Consider the following 24939-nt stretch of genomic DNA (forward strand, 5'->3'; position numbering starts at 1 on the left):
TTGCCTTAGCGCGGCGGATCGACCCGCTGAGCAGTAGAGTTATTGACCCGGAACCAGCCAGCAATCGAGAATCGGTCTCGCTGGGCGGGTAATACCTCGTGGGGAAATTCCTCACTCAGAAAAATCACCATGGTGCCCGCCAAAGGCGTAACCGTAACCACTTCCTGTTGGTCACCGGGTGGATAGATCAGCAATTCGCCACCATCGAACACTCCCCAGTCTGAATTCAGATAAAACACCGTCGATAATACCCGGTTAGACTCTCCCTGAAAGGCATCCAGATGACGCTTATAAAAACTCCCCGGCGGATAATGGGCAAATTGGCTCTCATAAGAGAATAAGCCTAAAAAAAGCCGTTTATTAAGATAAACCTTCAGGCAATCCATCCAGTTTAACCAGGCAGTAGTCACCGCAGCCGTCCCCTGAATCCAGCAAATCTCGTCGGTACGCACGAATTCGTTTTGATGGAACTGGCCGGCCCTGCCGATCCCGGCCGGATCAAAATCAATGGTTTCCTGAGCATAGGCTGCTAGCCGGGTGGTTAACGCTGGCGGCAGAGCGGCAGGCATTACGCTGTAACCCCGCTGATACAAATCATCAGCGATTCGTTCAAACATCTCTTCAGGCGGCGCGTAGCCAGCGACAGCGTGATTTTCTAATGGTGTATTCAACAGGTCAGTTATCCGCAAAAAACAGGCGTGATCAATATACTGAAAAGAGCCGCCAGACAAGCTATTTTTTATACTGGCCGCGGTTTTTTTCGACAACGGTGAGTATTTATCTGACCGGTACTGATCAATACGACTATACGACTAAATAACCGGTATAGGATTGTTATCACTGGAAAACTTGGAGTGCATCTCCTGTGCATGCTATGTTGCCAACAGAACAAGTCATTTTTGAGAAAGTAGAATGAGCGACGAACTATATACTGAAGATACCGAACACCATCTCGACCTGAGACATCTGACCCTGGAAGACTACCAGGACGTCAAAGAATTAATGGACGATGTCTATCGAAATGTCGGTGGCGCCTGGCCATATAAAAATTATAAAGCCCAGATTACCACGTTTCGTGACGGTCAGATTTGTATTGAAGATAAAGGCAAGGTTGTGGCATTTGCCATTTCAGTCATTGTGGATTACGACCAGTTTGGCGACAAACATTCCTATGATGAAATTACCGGTGATGCCTATCTGACGACTCACGATCCTAACGGTGACGTACTCTATGGCGTTGAGGTGATAGTGTCGCCTGAGTACCGTGGACTGCGTCTTGGACGCCGCTTGTATGAAGCACGTAAAGAGCTATGCCGCCATCTGAACCTTAAATCCATCATGGCTGGCGGTCGTATACCCAACTACGCTAAACATGCCACGGAAATGTCACCCTACGAGTATATTGAGCGGGTGAAATCCAAAGACATCTTCGATCCTATTTTAACGTTCCAGTTATCCAATGGGTTTGAAGTAAAACAAATCATGCAGGCGTACCTGCCCGAAGATAAAGCCTCCAAGGGCTATGCAACACTGTTACAGTGGCACAACATTTATTACGAGCCGGGTAATCCAAAGCTGATCGGCGGTAAAAAGAGTTCGGCAAGAATTGGCTGCGTACAGTGGCAAATGCGCTATTTCGAGAACGTGGAAGAGCTTATTCAGCAAGTAGAGTATTTTGTTGATGCATTGTCGGATTACGGCTGTGATATAGCCTTGTTCCCGGAATTCTTTAATGCACCTCTGATGGGACTGGCAGAGTCAGAATCCTCCATTGATGCAATCTGGCACCTCGCCGAATATACCGATGAAATCCTCACCGCAACGTCCCTGCTCGCGGTCTCTTACAACATCAACATTATTGCCGGTTCAATGCCGGTGATTGAAGAAGAAGAACTGTATAACGTAAGTTACCTGTGTAAACGCGACGGCACTATCGAAACCCAGTATAAACTGCATCCCACGCCACATGAGAAAAAAGACTGGATCATGAAAGGCGGCAATTACCTGCGCTGCTTTGATACAGATTTTGGCAAAATTGGCATATTAATTTGTTACGACGTGGAGTTTCCGGAACTGGCAAGAGTCTTATCAGAACAGGAAATGCAGATACTATTTGTGCCGTTCTGGACCGATACCAAAAACGGCTACCTGCGGGTCCGTCGCTGTGCCCAGGCCAGAGCCATAGAAAACGAATGTTACGTGGCCATTGCCGGTAGTGTGGGTAATTTACCAAAAGTAGATAACGTGGACATCCAGTACGGCCAGACGGCGGTATTCTCGCCCTCAGACTTCGCTTTCCCGCACGATGCCATTGTATCTGAAACCACACCGAATACCGAAATGACACTGATTGTTGATTTGGATTTGGACAAGCTAACCACTCTGCAAAACGAAGGTTCGGTCCGTAACTACCTCGACCGTCGCCGCGACCTGTACCGGGTGGAATGGCTCGGTGGAGAAGATTAATCATGTTAGCAAAATTTGGCATCGTAATAATGTTGATTGTTGCCTGGCCCTCGCTGGCCGGCAACGACCCCCGCCCTTTTTATCAGCGTTTCGAAGATGAATCGGCAGTGGTCGACGATGCCCTGGAGCAAGCCAGTGCCAGCCACCAGTTGGTGGCATTGGTGCTGGGTGCCGAGTGGTGCCATGATTCCCGGGCACTGGCTGAGTATTTTAATGATCCGGCGCTGACATCGGTATCTGCAGCAATGACACTGTTACCGATTGACGTGGGTTACCTTGAAAATAAACAGTCATTACTCAGTCAGTTTGGCTACCCGGCTTACTTTGCCACCCCAACGCTGCTGTTGATTGACCCGCAAACCCGTCAGGTAATAAATCGTGCCACACTGCCCGCCTGGCAAAATGCCCACAATGAATCAGCCACCAGTTTGCATGCTTACTTGCAGTCGCAACAACAGTTCTGGCAGACGCAATGGCAGGCAACACCGCCGGCCCCCGTAATTGAGGCCTTTGAAGCTCAGCAAGCGGAAACGTTATACGAGCATTACCGGCAACTGGGCGCCCTGCTGGCCCTGGAAGACAATAACCAACCGGCGCCCGGTCTTAACTCTCAGTGGCGCGCCGTAAAACAATATCGCACAGCGTTGCAAAACGATCTTATCCGGCTGCATGAGCAAGGCGGAACTGAAGATAAATTACCCAACTATTCACCAATTGCCTGGTAATCTGCCAAAAAGTGTCGGCTAACATTGGTATTGCACAGAAATTAGCGATAACATCAGGCTATAAGGGCTAAGCGCCCGTTTATATGAATAATTATATCGCCACAGTTGTCATTAAGAGGGAATATGGCTAATAACTCGCGCAACGATGACTTTCCCACAATCAGACTCGACGAAGAAGACCGTCGCGGATATCAGACCAAAACGGCGCCGGTTCACCGCTCGGTGAACACCTCACAGGCATCGGCTTCCAGTGAACCAGAAAAACCTAAAGGTGGCTCTGGCTGGGGTGTAGTTGCTCTTCTGGTCGCTATTGTTGGTTGTGGTGCGGCCGGTTACTTATTTACCGTCACGCAAAAGCAAAATGCCACGCTGCAAAGTGCCGAGCAGCGTATTCAGCAACTTGAAAATAAGCTTTCCGCCACCGGTGAAGAAATCGGTGAATCGACGGTCGCTTTACAGGTAAAAGTGACCGAACTCAGCAATAGAACGGCCGAACTCTGGGAGCAAATGGATAAGCTGTGGGCGTCCGCCTGGCGTCGTAACCAAAAAGAAATTGCCGATCTGACCGATAAAGTGGCTGGCGACAAGAAGGATTTGCAGGAGTCAGTGACTCAGGTTGCCCGTAACCTCGACAGTCAGAAAACCCAGTTGGCAACGCTTAACGGCAGTCTGGAGACGGTCTCTGACGAAATGCTGGCCATTAATGTTCAAATGGAACAGGTCAATGCTAGCAGCGGAGCGCGGCAGCAGGAAATTAAGAGTCTGAGCGATAAGCTGGCATTGCTGGAACAGCGCAATAATGCGTTATCCAGCCGAATTGCATCGCTGGAGTCTGAAATTCGGGAACTGGCAACCAAAGTGGTGAGCTCACCATCAGCCAGCATACCCGCCTCCCCGACGGGTTCTACCGGCGGTCAGTAAGCGCCCGTTATCCCTGGTAATTACAGTCCATCGTGTTGTTACATAAATAGCGCCGGATTAGCTCCGGCGTTATTACATTGATTAATTTTTAAACTATTCCAACTCATTTTGCGTAATAATAGCTTTCCATGCTGCACCGCAGCACTTTTCAGGGATGCTACTTATGAAATCCGTAAAATTATCTTTAGCACTACAGGGCGGTGGCGCTCACGGTGCGTTTACCTGGGGCGTTCTCAACCGCCTCCTCGAAGAATCCTGGATTACCATTACCGGCATCAGCGGTGCCAGTGCCGGGTCTATGAATGCCGTCATGTACGCCGAGGGATGGCGTAAAAACCGCCGTGAAGGTGCCAGGCAACAACTGGCCGATTTCTGGTATACGGTGGCCGAGCAAAATGTGGGATTTGAACTCCCCGGTGAACTTAAGACTTCAGTTACCAAGTGGTGGCTGAGTGCTTTTCAGTTTCTCTCTCCCTACGACATCAATCTGCTGGATATTAATCCGCTACGAGACATTGTAGATAAGCAGGTTGATTTTAAGGCCTTGCAGCAGGCCAATCCCCTGCCCTTGTACATTGCTGCCACTGAAGTCAGTACCGGTAAACTGACGCTGTTTAATACGCCCGAACTGACCACTGACCATCTGCTGGCTTCGGCTTGTTTACCCAATGTGTATAAGGCTATTGAGATAGACGGCAAACATTACTGGGACGGTGGTTACGCCGGTAACCCGGCGATATTTCCGCTGATGAACGAATGTGCTGGTAAAGATGTGTTAATTGTTCTATTGCAACCGTTGCAACGTGAGGACGTGCCCAAGAGCTCAGACGATATCAGCGATCGTATTACAGAAATCAGTTTTCACAGCAATTTCATGCGCGAAATGCATGCCATTGCCAGCGTCAAACGTCTGGTCAGCGGTAAACGTTTTTTACTCGGGAAGGTAGAACGCCAGATAAAACAACTGCGAACACACCTGCTGACTAACGGTGAACTGCTTTCCTCGCTGGATAGCGCCACCAAATACGACAACCGCAAAAAGTTTCTCGAATGTTTACGTGATGCCGGCGAGGAAACCACCGATAAATGGTTGGCGGAAAATGCCGGGCATCTGGGTAAAAAACCCAGTTGTGATATTCAGGCGATGTTTGACTAACCAGACTAAGCGTATTGAAGGTTACAAAAACAAGCGCTTCGCGATTCGCCTGACCAGTCACCAATGGCCGGTCGGATGTACTGCGGCCAACGTTCTCCGTACAGCAGCACAGATATCATGAAATAAACTCTCTCTTTATCGGGTCTGTTGCGGTATATCTGATATTGAGAGAGCTGACATGTTGAATTCGATTGGCCGTAAAGTGATGGTAGGGTACCTGGTGCTGGTTACTGCGATGGTATTAGCGTGCCTGCTGATCCAATTAAGTATCAATCAAATCAGCAGACAAAACAGCAACTTCACTTCCCATACCTTGCCCGCTTTCACGGTACTTCAACAAACACAAGATGAGCTGGCGCAACTGCATAACCTAAGCTTTGCGCTGTATGGTTACACTATTGACAGTGCCAGGTATGCTGAACGCAACGAGCAATTGAAATCACAGTTAACCGACAGACTTTACCAATTGGGTCAGCGCCACCGGTTTAATACTGAGGCTCTTAACGCCACACTGAATGAATTGTTCTCAGCGATGGACCGCCTGGAGACTATTCTAAGCGCTTCTGACACCGACTGGGATGCGGCCAGACACGCTCTGACGCTGATTGAAAATGCTAAGGACAAGAGCCGTGAAGTACTTCACCTGATAAGCCGTGAGTCAGGTCAGCAAGTGTTTCAGGCGACAGAAGCGGTGAGTGACACCCTCGGATTGATGCGCTGGATTAACTACGCCTCGTTACTACTGCTTATTGTGGTGGCTGTGCTATCTTACCGCTACCTTTATCAAAAGCTGGTCACCCCTTTACTCGCCATCACCGCAGCGCTTACCAGCCTGAGTCACGATAAAAATCTGGATGTGAGTTTACCCGCCGCCAGTAATGATGAACTCGGACAGGTCGTTAATGCCCTGGAAAGCCTGATTGAGGCTTTAGAAGAGGATTATACAGCCTTACAGGCCATGACAAGCCAACTGCGCAACGCAAGTATGACCTTTATTGACTCCGCGGCTTCATCTGATAAACAGGCACATAATTTGTCCGGTCTGGCGGTTCAGCTGGACAGTGCACTCGCTGAGGTTGGTGTGAAAATCGCCGGTGCATCAGAAGATTCGAAAAACGTCTCCGAGTCAGCGAAATTTGCCGCAGGCCTGGTGAGTCAGGGTGAAAAAGAAGTCGCCGTCAGTGCTGCGCAGATAGCCACACTTCAACATGAAATCACTGAGTCTGCCCGGCAGCTTTCGTCTTTACAAAATGCCGGCAATCAGGTGGGTTCGGTAGTAAAGGTGATTGCTGAGATTGCCGAGCAAACTAATCTTTTAGCCCTCAATGCGGCCATTGAAGCCGCCCGCGCAGGGCAACATGGCCGAGGCTTTGCCGTCGTTGCAGACGAAGTGCGTACGCTTGCCTCACGCACCCAGCAATCCACGCATCAGATAAACACCATTCTGGCGCAAATCGTTAACTCCATTGCAGCTACCGTTCAAGGAATGGAAGCCAACCTAACCCTGACTGCTGATGCTTTTAAGCAAGCTAACCAGACGGAAAGCGCCTTACAACAAAGCCAGCAAAGTGTGCTGGCTCTTAGTGCTGACAATCAGCACCTTGCGGCCTCAACCTTACAGGTTGTGGTTGCCACGCACACTATTCAGCAACAGGTTAAGGGTATTAATCAGCAATCCGGCGAACTATTACAACAAAGTGAACTGACCCGTGCTAAAGCAGGTGAACTCGATAAGTTGATGACAACGCTAACCCAAATAGCCACGACCTATCGTTTTTCATCGTTCTGACAGTTTTAGGTTCTGCCCTGTTCGACAAAGCGAATCAAAAAAACTACCAGAAACCTGGCTAATCTGCTGGTTTATTCCGTAAAATACCGGTTTCATCGCCTTTCGTTCAGCTTGTCTGAACCGTCACTGATTTTCCCGGAGTGTTTATGTTGGAAGTAGTAATTTTAGCCCTGGCGCTAAGTATGGATGCATTTGCTGTTTCCATTGGCCTGGGTTCTAAACATGTCGTTAATGCCCGCTCGCTCTCGCTTTCAGCGGCCATTTATTTCGGTGTTTTTCAGGGGCTTATGCCGTTAATAGGTTACCTGGGCGGTCACGGGTTATTTGGCCTTATCGGCAGCTTTGCGCATTGGATTGCCTTTATTCTGTTGCTGGTCATCGGTGGCAAAATGGTATTTGAGGCATTGTCTGAAGGGATAGAAGAAGATATCGCAAAAATCACGCAGCGCGTTATGTTGTTACTGGCTATCGCAACCAGTATTGATGCTATGGCTGCCGGGTTCACACTTACCCTGATGGAATTTAACCCCTTCCTCGCGTGTCTGATTATAGGGGTTACCACATTTATTTTCAGTTTTCTGGGCGTTTATATCGGCGCTAAAAGTGGTACCTGGCTGGAAAGTAAGGCGGAACTGATTGGCGGTATCGTCCTTGTACTGATTGGATTTAAAATACTGTTGTTTTAAATCGTGCACAGAACAAATCTTACTTCTCAGTCCATTTATGAGTCAGATTGTTAAGTGATATGAATGTGCCCTTCCCCATTCTTTGCCGTAGTGATTAAGACACTCACAATGTGAGATTTTTCGAACTGTTCTTTGCAGCGCCTCTTCTCCCTGCGTTGTAATTCAGTCCAATTAATAAGGATATAAATCACTATGAACAATATGTTAGAAGGCAAAACAGCCATCGTTACCGGTGCCAGTAAAGGCATTGGCTTCGCTATAGCAGAACTCTTTGCAGAAGAAGGTGCTAACGTTGTATTAACGGCACTTCACCAGGACGAGATTGACACTGCAGTAGACAAAATTAACGCTAAAGATCAGGGCAAGGCCATTGGTATGGTTGCTGACTCGAGCGACCCGGAGGCTCCCAAAACGGTGTTTGGAAAAGCTATCGACACCTTTGGTCAGGTGGATGTCATGGTTAACAATGCGGGTGTAGGTGAGATGTTCGCGGTTGAGAAAACTTCGGATGAACACTGGGCCAAAATTATGGAGTTAAACCTCTCCGGTGTATTCCGTTTTTGTCGCGAAGCGGTTAATCACTTTATGCCGCGTAACGAGGGGCGCATTATCAATGTATCCTCGGTAAATGGTGTTTTACCCATCTGTGGCGTTGCCTACACCACCACCAAAGGCGGTGTGAATACCATGACCAAAAATATCGCTATTCGTTTGTCCGGCACTAACATCCGGTGTAACGCTATTGCGCCGGGGGTTACCGATACCGATGCCGCCCGCGCGTGGGCATCCGGTGAACAGGAAGGCGGCGACGTCATGCTGGAGTTTTCAGACAAATACACCAACACTACTGTACCTTCCGTTGAACCTCGGGATCAGGCTTACGCAGCGCTGTACCTGGCCAGTAAAATGGGTAAAGCTGTCACCGGACAGGTGATCCAGGTGGATAACGGCGGTTTCCTGTAAGGTTTTAAGTTATTATTCCGACAGGCCAGTTAAAGACTGGCCTGTTTCACCCTTACTTCACATTGCTTTCCTTAACATGATTACCCTTTAATCCACTAAGGCGATAATTATGTTTTCACAACTACCAACGTTTAGTTCCCTTAAGCTAATCGGCATCGTTACCCTGATTACGACCGTCACCGCTGGCTGCGTGTCTAAGTCATCGCTGCCGCACACCCATAGCCCCGACGCAGCCACAGTGACCCTTTATCGTTCCGGCGAATTACAAGGTAGCCTGACCGATGTTTATATTGGCTGGGGAGATGACTATTTTATTTCACTGTCTCCTGAAGAGCGTACCCAATTCACCATCGAACCTGGCTTTAAAACATTTAAAATCAGGGCTCATGCTGACTGGAGTAATGAACTCACTGTAAACTTAGCGCCGCATCAATCCGTTTGTCTGATAGCCGAAGTCAATCCTCAGAATGTGGTTGGTCTGAACTGGGTAGTATCCGGTTACCGGTTGCGACAGCTGGCCTGTGACAATCTAAACCTGTAAGACAGCCGGCCACTGAGGCGGTATCATTTACGGTAGAAAAACGGTAACTTAGCTTAAAACGCCTATTTTTAACATTACAAGGATTGTTATGTCGGCCTTTTCTGGCTATTTGATTGCCGTATTGATTCAGGGAGCAAGCGTGACTCTGCCCAGCGAGCAGCCGCCCGCATTTTTGCTCAACCACTCACCGGCTGTATTGTCGCTGTACCAGACTGTGAGTCGATTCACAGGCAGCAAAGAAGATGCTGCGGCTCTATTGCAGCAAGTTGATGAGCTGATTACATCAGATGTTGAACTAGAGCTCGCTGATATGATTGTTATTAGTCTGGCTATGCAAAGTGCTATTAATTATCAACCAGACCAGGTAGAACAAATTTATGCGTCGGTAAAGAGCCGGTACCAGCACTCCCGCACGTTAAGAAACTATTTTTTTAGCTGTACGTTATCCGGCCGGCAAAAATTACGTTCAACCATAAAAGCCCTGCGTTACAGCTTGTCTATGCCAAGCGAATTTGAGGAAAAATTGTCTTTTATAGGCCATACCTCGGATGATGAGGAGCTGTTATCACTGGCTAACACCCAATACGGTGAAATTAGCTATGAATCGGTCTATCAGGCCTTTCTGTATCGTGCACTGACAAGCCAAACATTGGAGCATCCCAATACCGTCGCACTATTATTACGAAATCTTGCCCTGGCCCACAATCAGATTGGCAGCAAGAGCCTGGAGCGACGACTGATTGTGCTTATCAGAGAGCTTGAAACACAAAACATCATCCCTCGTTTAAGCAGCGGACCTTCGGTATACAGTTATCTGAACCCGTGAAAAACAGACACAAAAAAAGCGCCATAAAGGCGCTTTTTTGCGTTGGTCAATCGCTGATTAGCGACGCAGACCAAGACGCTTGATCAGATCAAGATAACGCTCTGCATTTTTACCTTTCAGGTAATCAAGCAGTTTACGGCGCTGGCTAACCATGCGCAGCAGACCACGACGTGAGTGGTGATCTTTCTTGTTTGATGAGAAGTGTGATTGCAGTTTGTTGATGTTGTGCGTTAACAGTGCTACCTGTACTTCAGGTGAACCAGTATCACCTTCTTTAACGCCATATTCAGCAACGATGCCTGCGGTTTCTTCTTTAGTTAGTGACATAATTTTCTCCTGTTTTTTAAACTGCCGGACCGATCACTAATTCAGTCTGACAAAACTGAGCGCGTATTATACTTGGCGTGGCCCCACGCGCAAGTCATTTTACGCGTAAACCGTTATACGCTGTAAACCACGCTGCGCCGGGGGGCAACAAAGACCTGTTCAGGTGGGGCTTTTTGGTCTTTAGGTGCACACACACCCTCACCTACCCCAAGGAATCGTGCTGGCGTGGCAGTGCTATCGTAGATGCGATATTGCTGCCCTTCGCTAAGCGCTTGCGCTGCCATGGGCGTTACACTTTGTCCGTGCTGCAAGCGATTCGTTTCAGCCGCCGATAACTCAACAGCGGGTAAGCTTTTCACCGCCGTATCCATAGGTAATAACAGCGCATCAATGGCGTGGTACTCGCGCTGAGCGATATCCTGATCCACCATGGCTTCCAATGCTTCAACCGAAATCATATTCGCCGTTGGGTAGTCTGCCACTTTAGTGCGGTGTAGCCGGGTAACATAAGCGCCACAGCCCAATTGCTGACCTATGTCGTCAACTAAAGAGCGGATATACGTCCCTTTACTACAGCGCACGCGCATGTCTACTTCCGGTAAAGCAACCCGGGTTATCTCTAATTCGAAAATGGTAATATCACGGGCTTCGCGGGGCACTTCTATGCCTTGTCTGGCATAATAATAAAGCGGCTTGCCCTGATATTTAAGGGCGGAAAACATTGAAGGAATTTGCTTACTACTGCCCAAAAAAGATAAGCAGGCGGCACGCACTTCGTCTTCACCTGACACCACTTCGCGCTCTTCAACCACCTCGCCATCGGCGTCGGAGGTTGTGGTACGAATACCTAAACGGGCCGTCACTTCATACTCTTTCTCGGCGTCGAGCAGGTATTGGGAAAACTTAGTTGCTTCACCTAAACACACAGGGAGCATGCCGGTAGCCAGCGGATCAAGCGCGCCGGTATGGCCAGCTTTCTGAGCCTGATACAACCAACGCACTTTTTGTAATATTTGGTTTGATGAACCCCCTAAGGGTTTATCAATTAACACAATGCCGTTAACTGCACGACCTTTGCGCTTTCTTGCCATGCTGAATTATTCCTGCTCGTCGTCGTTGTTATCTGAACGCGCCTTATCACGAGCGACTGTTTCACTCACCAGGTTTGAAATACGCATACCTTCGGTGATCGACTTATCTTCAAAGAAATGCAGGTGAGGCACCGCCCGCATACGCATCCGCTTCGCTAACAAACTGCGTAAAAAGCCCGTATTGTCAGCTAACTGCTTCATATGCGCTTTGGTTTGTGCTTCATCACAATTAAAAAACGTGATAAAGATCTTAGCATGTGCCAAATCCCGCGACACTTCCACATCAGAAAGTGTAATAAAGGGTAAGTCGCCCACCCGGTGCTTGTATTCATTTTGCAGCAAACTGGCCACTTCTTTGTGGATTTGCTGGGCAACCCGATCAGTCCGAGAAAATTCCCGAGCCATAGTTACTCTCCTCTGTTTTGCAACCTGTCCAGCTTAAGCTTAGCTGACTATTGCACAGACAAAAGCGGGGGCTTCAGAGCCCCCGCTATACATTAGTTATTCGCTGAGGTTAGATTTCGCGTTTAACTTCAACAACCTGGAAGACCTCAATTTGGTCACCCACTTTTACGTCGTTGTAGTTTTTAACACCGATACCACATTCCATACCGTTACGAACTTCCTGTACGTCATCTTTAAAGCGACGCAGAGATTCCAGTTCACCTTCGTAGATAACCACGTTTTCGCGCAGTACGCGGATTGGGTTACTACGCTTAACGGTACCTTCGGTGACCATACAACCTGCGATGGCGCCCAGTTTCGGTGACTTAAACACGTCACGTACTTCAGCAAGACCCATGATTTCCTGTTTGAATTCTGGTGCCAGCATACCGCTCATGGCCGCTTTCACTTCATCAATCAGGTCGTAGATAACGCTGTAGTAACGTAAGTCAATCTCTTCCGCTTCAATTACGCGGCGCGCTGTAGCATCGGCACGAACGTTAAAGCCAACCACGATAGCGCTTGATGCAGCGGCTAAGCTGGCATCCGTTTCGGTGATACCACCAACGCCACTACCGACAATATTGACTTTCACTTCACTGGTAGACAGCTTAATCAGAGATTCAGAAATCGCTTCAACAGAGCCCTGTACGTCAGCTTTAAGCACAACGTTCAGTTCACTCACGTCACCGGCTTCCATGTTAGCAAACATGTTTTCCAGTTTCGCTTTCTGCTGACGCGCCAGCTTAAGCTCGCGTTTCTTCTGATGACGCTTACCGGCGACTTCACGAGCCTTACGCTCATCCTGTACAACCAGCGCATCTTCACCGGCTACCGGCACACCCGACAGACCTAAAATTTCAACCGGAGTAGAAGGACCAGCCACTTTCACATCCTGACCATTCTCGTCGCGCATGGCACGAACACGTCCGTACTCTTCGCCACACAACAGAATATCGCCAGACTTCACCTCACCTTCCTGAACCAGTACGGATGCAATCGGGCCACGGCCTTTATCAAGGCGTGACTCAACCACGATACCGCGGCCTGGGCCGGTTGGTGTGGCTTTAAGATCCAGTACTTCAGCTTGCAGGGAAATGGCTTCCAGTAATTCATCCACGCCCATACCGGTTTTGGCAGACACGTTGACGAACTGGTGCTCACCGCCCCACTCTTCAGAGATAACCTCTAACTGAGACAGTTCGGTTTTAACCCGATCCGGATCAGCGGCTTCTTTATCCATCTTGTTCACAGCAATAATCAGCGGTACGCCTGCTGCACGGCTGTGTTGTACGGCTTCTTTAGTTTGTGGCATTACGCCATCGTCAGCCGCAACTACCAGTACAACGATGTCCGTTGCTGTGGCACCACGAGCACGCATTGCGGTAAACGCGGCGTGTCCAGGGGTATCCAGGAAGGTAATTTTACCGTTGTCCGTATCAACACTGTATGCACCGATATGCTGAGTAATACCACCGGCTTCACCTGCCGCTACTTTAGCGCGACGGATGTAATCCAACAGTGACGTTTTACCATGGTCAACGTGACCCATTATGGTCACAACCGGTGCGCGAGTGGTTTTATCACCGGCACCAGAACCTGCTAACAGTTCGTCTTCCAGGGCGTTGTCGTTAACCAGCTCATATTTATGGCCCATTTCTTCAACGACCAGTACCGCGGTATCCTGATCAAGAACCTGATTAATGGTTGCCATTTCGCCCATTTTCATCATGGCCTTAATGACTTCCTGAACCTTAATAGCCAAACGGCTTGCCAGTTCACCAACCGTGATGGTTGCACCAAGCTTAACAACCCGTTCTACCGGGGCAGCTGGCTTATTAAAGCCTTGCTTCAAGCTTTCGCTGGCCTTTTTATTCGGCTTCTTACGACGGCGGGAAGACCGTTCTACCTGCATATCTTCGATATCTTCAGCTTCCTGTGCATAGCGGTTAGAGTGCATATGCACTTCTTCAGCTTCTTCTTTCTTACGGCGCTCTTCTTCTTCTTTCCAGCGACGTTCGTTTTCTTCAGCCAATTTACGTGCTTCTTCAGCCGCTTTCTTCGCGTCTTCTTCGAGTTTACGCTGCGCTTCTTCTTCCTGCTGCTTGCGTAAACGCTCTTCTTCCTGACGCGCTTCTTCCTGCTCTTTTAACTCTTCTTCGCTCAGCTCAGATTCCGCTTCAGCTCGTGCAGCGGCTTCTTGCTTCGCCTTTTCAGCACGACGGGCTTTATCTTCTTCAGCCGCTTTACGGGCTTCTTCCGCTTTACGCGCTTTCTCTTCAGCCGCCTTACGGGCTTCCTCAGCCGCTTTTTCTTCCGCTTCACGCTTCAGACGAGCTTCTTCTTCGCGACGCTTGGCTTCTTCTTCGGCCTGGCGTTGCTCTTCAATGTCAGTACGTTTCACATAAGTGCGTTTTTTACGTACTTCCACTTTCACTTCTTTCGACTTACCTAAGCTTAATGTGCTGGTAGTTTTACGTTGCAGCGTCATTTTCTTAGGCTCACCATTCGACCCACCGTGCTGTTTGCTCAGGTGGTCTAATAGTTTGCGTTTTTCATCTTCAGTCACGTTCTCACCGGCGGCTTTCTTAATGCCGGCGTCGCTAAACTGACTCACTAACCGGTCAACGCTAGTCCCGATATCACTGGCGAGTTTTTCAATGGATACATCTGCCATTACGCGTTTTTCCCCTTGTCGACCTTATTCTTCGTTGAACCAGACTTTGTTTCGTGCAGCCATAATCAATGCACCAGCTTTCTCTTCGTCCAGTCCTTCTACATCACTGATATCATCGGTGCCCTGTTCTGCCAGCGCTTCTAAATCGATGATACCTCTACTTGCCAGAACGTACGCCAGGTGCTTGTCCATCCCTTCGAGATTAAGCAGCTCTTCAGTTGGCTCTGAGCTTTCCAACGATTCCTCGTTGGCCAGCGCCTGAGTGGTCAGTGCTGCACGTGCACGGTTACGTAATTCTTCTACGGTATCTTCATCCAGACCGTCAATGGCCAGTAATTCACTTACCGGTACATACGCCACTTCTTCAAGTGAGGTAAACCCTTCTTCGACTAATACACTTGCAAAGTCTTCGTCGAGGTCAAGACCGTTAACAAATACCGCCAGAACTTTCTCGTTTTCTGCCTGGTGTTTCTGGTTCAAATCTTCAATGGTCATTACGTTCAGCTCCCAACCAGTCAACTGACTAGCCAGACGAACATTTTGACCACTACGACCGATAGCCTGAGCCAGGTTATCGGCTTCTACTGCTACTTCCATGGTATGCGTGTCTTCATCAACCACAATTGACGCTACCTCTGCAGGGGCCATTGCGTTGATAACAAATTGCGCCGGGTTTTCATCCCATAACACAATATCGACTCTTTCGCCGCCCAGTTCACCCGATACAGCCTGTACCCGTGAACCCCGCATGCCTACGCAGGCACCTACCGGGTCAAGACGCTTATCGTTGGTCTTAACAGCGATTTTGGCGCGTGAACCCGGGTCCCGTGCGGCGGACTTAATTTCTAATGTTTCTTCGGCGATTTCCGGTACTTCCAGACGGAATAACTCAACCAGCATCTCCGGGTGTGTCCGGCTGACAAACAGTTGCGCACCGCGTGCTTCAGGGCGGATAACGTACAGTAGGCCGCGTACCCGGTCACCTGGGCGGAAAGTTTCCCGCGGTAACATATCATCACGGTAAATCACGCCTTCGGCGTTATTACCCAAATCGATAATAATGTTGTCACGGTTAACTTTCTTAACCGTACCGGTAACCAGCTCGCCTACTTTGTCTTCGTACTCAGCAATCATCTGCGCACGTTCAGCTTCACGCACTTTTTGTACGATTACCTGTTTAGCGGTTTGCGTGGTGATGCGGTCAAAAGCAATCGAATCGATTTGGTCTTCAACGTAATCACCGACCTGAATCTCCGGCTCATCAATTTGCGCTGCAGACAGGGTTAATTCTGCGAAAGGGTTTTCCTGCTCCTGATCATCAGGGATCACCAACCAACGTCGGAAAGTATCAAAGTCGCCGGTTTCGCGGTCAATGCAAACCCGCACTTCAATTTCGCCTTCGTTTTTCTTCTTGGTGGCACTTGCAATGGCAAATTCTAATGCCTCAAAAATCTTTTCTCTTGGCACTTGTTTTTCATTAGAAACGGCTTCAGCCACTAACAAAATTTCTTTATTCATTTTTGCCTCACTGGTTGCATGCGGTTGGGCACGCAGTTTTATTCCGTATTAATCGAATGTTGGAACCAAATTACCTTTTTCAATCCCGCTGACCGGCAATTTAAATTGCTCGCCATCGATCTCGATAGTTAACGTGCCATTTTCACACGCCAGTAATTTCCCCTTGAAATTGCGTCGGTTATCCAACGGCAATGCCATTCTGACAGCGACGGTTTCGCCCACCACCTGTGCATAGTGCGCCTCTTTAAACAACGGGCGGTCCATACCAGGCGATGAGACTTCTAAGTTGTATTCAGTATTGATTGGATCTTCCACATCGAGGACCGCACTGACCTGATAACTGACATCCGCACAATCATCTACGTTGATGCCATTCTCATGATCAATGTAAACCCGCAGGATTGAATGCTTACCAGCACGGACAAACTCCACGCCCAGCAATTCATACCCTAATGCTTCTACCGCCGGATTCAACATTTCACTTAAACGTTGTTCTAGCCTTGACAATCCAAACCTCCAAAAACGAAAAAAGGGCATAATGCCCAATATACTGATACCTTGCTCGGTATCGCTTTGTGCGTGAGACCGAGCTAACAAAAAGCCCCGATTAAACGGGGCTTTTTTGCAATAAAAATTCGGTCCCTTTTGCCCACATCAGGCAAGGTTACTATTGGTGCAATACAACAATAAAAACCCGTAAGGCATAGGTGCTGATAATCAACAATTACCGGTACCAGCCATAATCTGCCACGCATTATACTGCCTGCTTGTTGATTTAGCAACCGGCAATCCGGCTTCACACTGGATTGTCACGATAATTTAATCTTCCCGCCAACGTTCCTTAATGGTCAGAATTTCCTCAAGATTTTCTTCCAGCAAGGTAATCAGGCGTGGTTCGAAGTGACTGCCCGCTTCACTTTTCATTACCGACAAGGTTTTTTCAACCGTCCAGGCTTCTTTATAGGGGCGTTTACTGGTTAGCGCGTCAAACACATCGGCTACCGCCACAATCCGGCCTTCCACGGGAATGTCTTCGCCCTTCAGCCCTTTCGGGTAGCCATTGCCGTCCCACTTTTCGTGATGAGTCATGGCCACCGATTTGGCAATCCGTAATAAGTCAGAGTCGGCTTCGCCCAAAATTTCTGCGCCAATTTCCGGGTGCGTTTTCATCACCGCAAATTCTTCATCGGTCAGTTTACCCGGTTTGAGCATAATATGGTCGGGAATACCAATTTTACCGATGTCGTGCATCGGCGCCGCATGCAACAGCGTTTCAGCCTGATCCTCGCTCAAGCCATAAGCCAAAGCTAACACTTTGGAGTAATGGCTCATGCGCAGTACATGCATGCCGGTTTCGTTGTCTTTATACTCGGCTGCGCGGCCTAAGCGTTGAACCACCTGCAACCGGGTACGTTTCAGCTCATCGGCCTGCACCAGCGACAAATGGGTTTTGATTCGGGCTTTGACGACCGCCGGTGAAATAGGCTTTGTAATATAGTCTACGCCGCCAACGGCAAATCCTTCTGTTTCGTCCTGCTCCTCACTGAGCGCCGTCACAAAGATTACCGGGATAGCCCGGGTAATCGCATTTTCTTTAAGCGCCTGACAGACTTCAAAGCCGGTCATGCCGGGCATCATTACATCGAGCAAAATCAGATCAGGTAGCTGAGCTTCTGCCACCCGCAGCGCCTCGCTGCCATTTTTGGCAAATGCCAGAGCGTAATGCTCACCCAGGAGGTGTTTGAGTACCCGCAGATTAGCCGGTTCGTCATCCACTACCAGGATAGTGGGTTTTAGGGCGGTTTTATCCATGGTGGTTATTCGTCCAGTTTGCCAATAAGTGCTGACAGCATGGTAATGGCCTGTTCAAATTCAAAATCTTCTATCGCATCCAGTATCGACTGGATCTCGCTTGCAAATCGACTCTGTAAGTAGCCTGCGAGCAATGCCAGCTCCGATTCTTCAATCCGGTTATTCTTAACCGAACGATCGATACGCTCAAGTATAGCGCGTAATTCCTGATTACTGATATCAGCCGACTGTTCAATAACGCTATCCTGCTCTGTTTGCAGGGCACTTTCCACCTCAGGCACCAGCGCGTAGAGCTGTGTAACATGCTCCGTCGGGTTTGAGTTTTCATAGCAATCCTGCTCAATGGCTTTGCAGGCAAGCATTATTTTAATCAGGCCAAGGTTACCGGCCACGCCCTTAAAGCGATGAACCAGGGCTTTTAACTCGGTAAAATCTAACGACTCTGAAAGCGCCGTAAAGGCTTCCCGGGCGTGCATGATATCGTGACAAAAACGGTTAATTTCCTTGACCAGTTTATGTTTGGACCCCCACAAGCTTTCGCCACGTGACCAGTCGATTAACAGAGCTTCCTGAGGTTCAGCACGCCTGGCCAGCGCGCTGCCCTGGATCCCCAGTACCCGGGCAATTTCGTTACATAACACAGGAAAATCAATGGGCTTGTTGGCAAATCCCTCCATGCCTGCCTCGCTGGCTGATTTTTTATCCTGCGCCAGCACACTGGCAGTCAGCGCGACAATGGGCGTTGCTTTCAAGCCGTTTGCTTTTTCAAACTCCCGCCGCTGGCGGGCCGCGCTTAGTCCATCTAACACCGGCATTTGCAAGTCCATCAGCACCACGTCGTACTGATGTTGTGCCATCAGGTCGAGGGCCTGCTGACCGTCGCGGCCAATATCAACACTATGCCCGCCCCGTTTTAGCAGCAAATTGAGCAATTCAATATTTTGTTCAATATCATCAACTATCAGGATCCGTAGCGCAGGGAGTTGGATTGCGTGTAAACGCTGCACATGGCTGGTGCTGTCGATAGCGGAAAGTGGCAGCGTAAAGGAAAACTCGGTGCCCTGTCCCGGTTCGCTGCGTACATCGATGGTGCCGCCCATCAACTCGACCAGCTGTTTAGATATGGTAGTGCCCAGGCCTGTGCCACCAAACCGGCGTGACATTGAGGCGTCTGCCTGGGCAAAAGCATCAAATACCCGCTGGCATTGCTCTGCAGTCATCCCGATACCGGTGTCAGTAATAATAAAAGTAACCTCGTCACCCTCTTCCTGGCGGACCTGCAAACTTACCTGCCCGGATTCGGTAAACTTCACTGCATTACCAATTAAATTACTCAGCACCTGACGGATCCGTTCCGGCGCCCCATGGTAACCTTGCGCCAGCTTATCGCCCAAATTGACCTGTAAATCGAGTCCTTTACGTTTCGCTTCCAACCAGAAAGTCGAAATCACCGTATCAATTTCTTCACTGAGAATGAAATCCACAAACTCCAGTTCCAGCTTACCTTTGTCCAGTTTAGCGCTATCGAGAATGTCATTGAGTAAGTGCAATAAAGAACGTGCAGAGCGGTTAATGGTAGACAGATGCTTATGCTGTTCGGTATTCAGTGGGGTGTCTAACAAAATATCACTAAACCCAATCACCGCATTCATTGGCGTGCGGATCTCGTGGCTCATATTGGCCAGAAACGCCGCTCGTGCAGCGGCGGCTTGTTCGGCCGCATCTTTGGCAATAACTAATTCATCTTCCATTTGCCGACGGTCGGTAATATCCATGATAAACCCATCCAGCCAGAGAATTTCGTCGTTATCGTCGCGTATATATCTACCATGTTCCCGTAACCAGCGAATCTCGCCGGCTTTGTTGAATATGCGATATTCCATACTGTATTCGGTCTGGCCAACCAGCGCCTGTTCGATACTTTCCATATCGTCAGGATGAAACAAATCAATAAAGCTCACCGTGGGATTTGGCAATAAGAATTCATCGGGGGCGTAGCCGGTGATCCGCTTAACGGCGTCGCTGATAAACACCATAGGCCAGTCATGTTTATTCAAACAGCGATAGGCGATCCCGGGGATATTCGCAATCAGTGAGCGGAACTTAAGCTCATTCTCGCGAATGACTTTTTCCATGGCCAGCCGCTCACTGATGTCAGCAAGAAATAAAATAAACAGCGATTCACCAGCCACCTGGGTATGCGATAAGCTTATCCGCAATGGCACTAACTTACCGTCGCGGTTAATCGCTTCCACATCACGACTGTTACCAATAAGCTGAACCCCCTCAGGTTCTTCGGCATATTTAAAAAACCGATGGCTGTAAAGGTGACGGCGGTCCTCAGGCAGAAACTCGGTGAGTGGCATACCAACCAGTTCCATTCGTTGCCAGCCGAGAATGGTGGTTACCGCTTCATTTACGGTTTGAATAATTCCTTCGTCATTAATGGTCAGAATCCCCTCAACGGCAGATTCCATCAGGCTAATCATTCTCACTTGCGAGCGACGGGCATCGGCTGATGCCTCGCGATACTTCACCAACAAACTGATGCCCAGTACCAGAGCAATCATAATCGAAGCAATAAAGGTGACACTGGCTGCCAGATAAAACGACATTTCAGAAGGCTGCTCCGACAGTTCCAGCCCGGGAGGACTAACAAAGCGAGCGGCCGCCATGCCGGTATAGTGCATCGCTGAAATGGCACAGCCCATCACCGACCCGGCCAGAATATTAGTAGAAAACATTGTCAGTTTGTTGTGCAGCAAACGCCGCAGGCCGTGTCTTACCCACAGGGAGAGCATTGCCAGCACCACTGCAACGACCACCGATAGTAAGAAGATGCTCAGGTCATAACGCAGCAGCGGCGCCATATCCATCGCCGCCATGCCGATATAGTGCATAGCACCAATACCTGCACCAACCAGCACACCACCGACGACAATTTGTTTATTATTAATGGATTGCTGGGAAAGCAAATGAAGTGCGACCCAGGCTGCAGCCACCCCGGGTAACATTGAAATAAGAGTGGTAAGCCAGGTATAAGAAACCGGCGTGCACAGCTCAAACGCCAGCATGCCAATAAAGTGCATCGACCAGATGCCACTCCCCTGGGCAAAAGCCCCCACCGCCAGCAACCCACGACGACCTCGGCGGGTTTTGGCATTGGCAGCCTGTGTCGCCACCTGAAATCCCATAAATGACGCAAACACCGCTATGGCAACCGATAAAAGCACTAACGAGGGATTATATTCACCCACCAGGAGTAAGGAGGTATCAGGAATGGAAAACAAGTCCGCAATAGACGGCATTTCAGTAGGCCTTAGTAGTATAAAACAATGTTGCTAACTAAGCGTGCCTGCTTATTGCCAGCCTTCTATTAATAAAAGTAAATATGTAGCGTCCTTAATTTTATAAAGATTGCCGCAAATCTGCCGCACTTGTCAAACGACACAGCAAAACTAAATGATTCACCAACACCCGCTTTATAAAAATATATTATTTACCGGGTTATTTTGCCACGTTCATATTAGAAAACAAAGCGTTAGCTATCACCTTCGGGTGTATAATGGGCAAGATTGTGTATTTTAAACGCAATTTTAAACCCACTATCCGGCTGACTTTCATAATGAATATTACTTTGTAGCATTTCTTTCACTAAATTAAGTACGATGCTGAGGCCTAGCCCTGCATTTCCGGCCCCTCTTCGGGTTGTAAAAAAGGGGTCAAAAACTTTATGCAGAATGTCTTCTTCAACACCTACCCCATTATCGGCAAAAGTCAGCTGATAGCCATCACCAGCAGGTGCCAGGGAAATCGTAATTTCACAGGACTCCAATTTTCCTATCCCTAGTCCATGAATCAGTGTATTTGAGGTTAATGCTGTCAATATTTGTGTGATAACTGACGGGTATGTCACGGCTTCAGCACCAGGAGGGATCATTACTTTAAAAGAAATCTGCGAGTCCTTGGCATGAACACTGTGTGCCGTCACAAAATCATTGATCAGCTCCGCAATATCAACTTTTTCAAGCAAATTAGCCTCGTCGGTATTTTTTACGGCTACCTGTTTGAAGATTGATAATAATTTGGATGCCCTGCGCATATTTTTTAACATGCTGTCAGATAGATCTTTGGCCGTTCCCATAAATTCAGTAAAGGTTTGGGCGTCCAGTGAACCCGTATTATATTTATTGGACACTTCATTTAGCAGTTCGATGAGTAATGTGCAGTTGCCAATGTTCACACCCAGTGGTGTATTAATTTCATGAGACACGCCAGCCACCAGTCCACTGACTGTTTCAATACTGGCTGGCTCGTAGCTTTCAGGCATAGAACTATCGGAATTACTTTTTGACGGTGCTTTTGTCATCTTTATATTCTAATTAATTAACCCTCACTACATAACTCATTGGCATTGCTAACACAAAAAAAGGTTAACGAGTGAAGCATCATAGGTTATTGAAATATAGTGTAGAGAAACCAAAAACACCAATGCAGGACCAGCATAATTTCACTCTACAAAAACAAAGGCAGATAATTACATAGAATAGGTGGCGGGTTAACCACGCCACGCATTATGAGGACAAGTTTGGCAATGAAGCCCGCTAAAATCCATTGCGTTTTACAATCCCGGCATAAACTTTAGCACTCGGTTTTTGTTCGCGCTTAAAGGTTTTTCTGTCAACGGTATGCAGGCCAAAATGCACGTCATAGCCGTGGATCCATTCAAAATTATCAAGTAATGTCCAGTGTACGTAGCCCTTGACGGGCACACCGTCTTGCATAACCTGTTGTAAATGTTTAAGCGATTCAGTAATAAAATGAGCACGGAGTTTATCGTCATTCGTGCCGATACCATGTTCGGTAACAATGATAGGTTTACCGGTCATCTCATACGTATATTTCACGGTATTAGCCAGTGAGGTCGGGTCTATCCAGCTACCGCTGAAGTTTGTCAGCGCATCATCCGGCACGGCTACTTTTCCTTTATCATTCCATTCAACCCTTTCATAATTTTGCACGCCGATAAAATCAGCATGGTCACTGTTCCGTAACCAATCGCCATAATTTTCTTCGCGTTTTTGGGCCTGTAGACTGTTATTGCCGACCGCTTGATCATCCAGCATGGCCAGCGTAAACCCCACGTCAAGATTACTGCGTTCTGCCTTTATTGCCGCTCGACCTTGTTTGTGACCTTCCAGCAAAATACCGTTCATTTTATCCAGGTCTTCCAACCTGGCCGCATTCAACGCACTAAAATAGTTACTGTTAACTTGTTTCGCGGCTGCATCCAGCATTTTTGCCTGAAGATCCCAGACAAAAGGAGGGATACCGATAACTCTGAGTAAACGGATTAAATTTGGTTCGTTAAATGTTACGGCATAGCCAATACCTTCTGCCAGCTGAGCAGCAACCTTAGAGCAATACCTGGCGAAAATTGCGGGCGCATCCGGGTTTGTCCAGCCTCCCCTGGCGGAAAACCAAATAGGGCTGGCAAAGTGATTAAACGTAACCATCGGCAGCATATTACGTTGATGACACCCTTCAATAATACGTTTGTAATGGTCAATCATGGCCTGAGAAAACTGCCCTTCTGCGGGTTCAATTCGAGCCCATTCAATAGAAAAACGATAAGTATTCAGACCAAGGGCCTTAGCAAGATCCAAATCAGTCTCCCAAAGTTCAAGGCTATTACACGCATCACCGCTGGGTTCTTTAAATACCGAAGGTTTTACCTGTTCGAGTAACCAGATATCAGCGTTAACGTTGTTCCCTTCAACCTGATGCCCTGCACTGGCAGCGCCCCATAAAAACCCATTGGGGAACGTTCCCGTCTTTGCCGTTGAAGATGCTGACGCTTTGGCGAGTAAAGGTGTCGTCATTGCCAATGAAGATAAAGATAAAAAGTGTCGCCGACTGATCATGTGTTACCTGACTAAGATGTTTTATAAATGTTAAGCAAAGGTAACGATTTGTAGTTAAAAAATAAAATAATGAATTTTAGTATTAGTATAGATTTAACCTATACATAATGGATAATAAAGATGCGAATTGACCCACGGGCTTTACGATTATTTCTTGCGGTTTGTCGCGAAGGCACAATTAGTGGAGCCGCCAGAGCAGAATACTTATCTCAGCCATCCGTATCCGTTGCCATCAGTCAGCTTGAACGCGTACTGGCAACTAAACTGTTTACGCGTAACCGTCAGGGCATCGAACTGACTGCGGCTGGTCTGGCACTAAAAACCAAATCACAAGCAATAGAAAGCCTGCTCGTTTCAGCAAAGGAAGAGATTGATTTACTTGCCAAAGATATTGGCGGGCCGTTAACCATCGGGGGTACACCAGGTGCCCTGGCGTCTGTAATAGGTAAAGTCATTCCTGATTTTTCCAATCGCTTTCCTAAATTTAAACTGAGAATACTGGAACGTGCGGATACGGTGACTCAGGAAATGCTCAGAAATTACGAAATTGATTTAGCGGTTGTAACGGCTGGAATGCGAGAGGTCACCGATGAGTTTACAGAAAAGCCCGTACTATCTGATCCGTTTTCCATCATTGTCGGTACTGCAAACGCTGACATGCCAGATACCATGAATCTTAAACAATTGAAAAATAAGCCTTGGGTTTTACCGGACGCGGTGGGTGGTTTCCGACGTCAAATCGATGCTTTATTTATTAATAGCTCGGCTTCGATTCCTGCAAATGTCATTTTAAGTGACTCAATTCTCACCACCAAATCCATCATTAAAAACTCCGACTATATTACTATTCTGCCATTGGAAGTGGTCAAAACAGAAATCGAAAATGGCTCTCTTCGTTCAATACAAATTGAAGGCGTGAGTTTTCAACGTAAAGTGGGTTTGTTATGGCTGGCAGAAAGACAGCTATCAACAATTGCAGAAGCCTTCATTGCACATACCACAGCAGCACTCGATGTATAGTTTTTACCTATAGTTAACAAAAAAATAAATATTTGATCGAATACGTCGTTCTG

At 48.0% G+C, this 24939-nt stretch carries 21 protein-coding genes; 10 read left to right on the top strand and 11 right to left on the bottom strand.

Annotation, left to right across the window (positions count from 1 at the left end):
• Positions 1-5: 5 nt before the first annotated feature.
• Complete coding sequence (locus AC27IB_RS14795; protein ID WP_487121874.1) at positions 6-671, bottom strand: 2OG-Fe(II) oxygenase; 666 nt, start codon at positions 669-671, stop codon at positions 6-8.
• A 241-nt stretch (positions 672-912) separates the two neighbouring features.
• On the opposite strand from AC27IB_RS14795, the gene AC27IB_RS14800 reads away from it, so the two are divergent.
• The 9 genes from AC27IB_RS14800 (at position 913) to AC27IB_RS14840 (ending at position 10073) form a co-directional block, all read left to right on the top strand.
• Positions 913-2466, top strand: a complete 1554-nt coding sequence (locus tag AC27IB_RS14800) for a bifunctional GNAT family N-acetyltransferase/carbon-nitrogen hydrolase family protein (protein ID WP_296046757.1) — start codon at positions 913-915, stop codon at positions 2464-2466.
• A 2-nt stretch (positions 2467-2468) separates the two neighbouring features.
• Entirely contained in the window at positions 2469-3191 is a 723-nt protein-coding gene (locus AC27IB_RS14805) for a thioredoxin domain-containing protein (RefSeq protein WP_487121876.1), read from the top strand.
• Positions 3192-3314: 123 nt separating this feature from the next.
• Entirely contained in the window at positions 3315-4112 is a 798-nt protein-coding gene (locus tag AC27IB_RS14810; RefSeq protein ID WP_296046753.1) for a hypothetical protein, read from the top strand.
• A gap of 163 nt (positions 4113-4275) precedes the next feature.
• Complete coding sequence (locus AC27IB_RS14815; RefSeq protein WP_296046751.1) at positions 4276-5268, top strand: patatin-like phospholipase family protein; 993 nt, start codon at positions 4276-4278, stop codon at positions 5266-5268.
• A 178-nt stretch (positions 5269-5446) separates the two neighbouring features.
• Entirely contained in the window at positions 5447-7057 is a 1611-nt protein-coding gene (locus AC27IB_RS14820) for a methyl-accepting chemotaxis protein (protein ID WP_296046749.1), read from the top strand.
• Positions 7058-7203: 146 nt separating this feature from the next.
• The gene (locus tag AC27IB_RS14825; RefSeq protein WP_487121879.1) at positions 7204-7743 is read left to right on the top strand and encodes a manganese efflux pump MntP; all 540 of its coding nucleotides are present in this window, start codon (positions 7204-7206) and stop codon (positions 7741-7743) included.
• Positions 7744-7935: 192 nt separating this feature from the next.
• Complete coding sequence (locus AC27IB_RS14830) at positions 7936-8706, top strand: SDR family NAD(P)-dependent oxidoreductase (RefSeq protein ID WP_487121881.1); 771 nt, start codon at positions 7936-7938, stop codon at positions 8704-8706.
• 109 nt (positions 8707-8815) lie between these two features.
• Entirely contained in the window at positions 8816-9247 is a 432-nt protein-coding gene (locus AC27IB_RS14835) for a hypothetical protein (RefSeq protein ID WP_487121883.1), read from the top strand.
• A gap of 88 nt (positions 9248-9335) precedes the next feature.
• Positions 9336-10073 carry a hypothetical protein gene (locus AC27IB_RS14840; protein ID WP_487121885.1) on the top strand — a complete coding sequence of 246 codons (738 nt, stop codon included), beginning with the start codon at positions 9336-9338 and terminating at the stop codon, positions 10071-10073.
• 57 nt (positions 10074-10130) lie between these two features.
• Here the strand turns inward: AC27IB_RS14840 and rpsO are convergent, their stop codons facing one another.
• The 10 genes from rpsO to AC27IB_RS14890 all read right to left on the bottom strand — a co-directional run bounded on the left by rpsO (position 10131) and on the right by AC27IB_RS14890 (position 23866).
• Positions 10131-10400 carry a 30S ribosomal protein S15 gene (rpsO, locus tag AC27IB_RS14845; protein ID WP_296046740.1) on the bottom strand — a complete coding sequence of 90 codons (270 nt, stop codon included), beginning with the start codon at positions 10398-10400 and terminating at the stop codon, positions 10131-10133.
• Positions 10401-10513: 113 nt separating this feature from the next.
• Positions 10514-11491, bottom strand: coding sequence for a tRNA pseudouridine(55) synthase TruB (truB, locus tag AC27IB_RS14850; RefSeq protein WP_296046738.1), 978 nt, complete (start codon positions 11489-11491; stop codon positions 10514-10516).
• A gap of 6 nt (positions 11492-11497) precedes the next feature.
• A complete protein-coding gene (rbfA, locus tag AC27IB_RS14855) occupies positions 11498-11896 on the bottom strand; it encodes a 30S ribosome-binding factor RbfA (RefSeq protein ID WP_296046736.1) in 399 nt (132 codons plus the stop codon).
• A gap of 109 nt (positions 11897-12005) precedes the next feature.
• Positions 12006-14612, bottom strand: a complete 2607-nt coding sequence (infB, locus tag AC27IB_RS14860) for a translation initiation factor IF-2 (RefSeq protein WP_487121888.1) — start codon at positions 14610-14612, stop codon at positions 12006-12008.
• Positions 14613-14636: 24 nt separating this feature from the next.
• On the bottom strand, positions 14637-16130 hold the full coding sequence (gene nusA / locus AC27IB_RS14865) for a transcription termination factor NusA (RefSeq protein ID WP_487121890.1): 1494 nt from the start codon (positions 16128-16130) through the stop codon (positions 14637-14639).
• 48 nt (positions 16131-16178) lie between these two features.
• Positions 16179-16637 (bottom strand): ribosome maturation factor RimP, encoded by a 459-nt coding sequence (rimP, locus tag AC27IB_RS14870; protein ID WP_296046731.1) that lies wholly within the window; start codon positions 16635-16637, stop codon positions 16179-16181.
• 312 nt (positions 16638-16949) lie between these two features.
• Positions 16950-17942 carry a response regulator gene (locus AC27IB_RS14875; RefSeq protein WP_296046728.1) on the bottom strand — a complete coding sequence of 331 codons (993 nt, stop codon included), beginning with the start codon at positions 17940-17942 and terminating at the stop codon, positions 16950-16952.
• A 5-nt stretch (positions 17943-17947) separates the two neighbouring features.
• A complete protein-coding gene (locus AC27IB_RS14880) occupies positions 17948-21250 on the bottom strand; it encodes an MHYT domain-containing protein (RefSeq protein WP_487121892.1) in 3303 nt (1100 codons plus the stop codon).
• Positions 21251-21483: 233 nt separating this feature from the next.
• Positions 21484-22311 (bottom strand): sensor histidine kinase, encoded by an 828-nt coding sequence (locus AC27IB_RS14885; RefSeq protein WP_296046725.1) that lies wholly within the window; start codon positions 22309-22311, stop codon positions 21484-21486.
• A 235-nt stretch (positions 22312-22546) separates the two neighbouring features.
• On the bottom strand, positions 22547-23866 hold the full coding sequence (locus AC27IB_RS14890; RefSeq protein WP_487121895.1) for a family 1 glycosylhydrolase: 1320 nt from the start codon (positions 23864-23866) through the stop codon (positions 22547-22549).
• A gap of 120 nt (positions 23867-23986) precedes the next feature.
• Between AC27IB_RS14890 and AC27IB_RS14895 the strand changes: the two genes are divergently transcribed.
• Positions 23987-24886, top strand: coding sequence for a LysR family transcriptional regulator (locus AC27IB_RS14895; RefSeq protein ID WP_487121897.1), 900 nt, complete (start codon positions 23987-23989; stop codon positions 24884-24886).
• Positions 24887-24939: the final 53 nt, after the last annotated feature.

This window comes from Alteromonas sp. 4NH20-0104, from assembly GCF_057547795.1.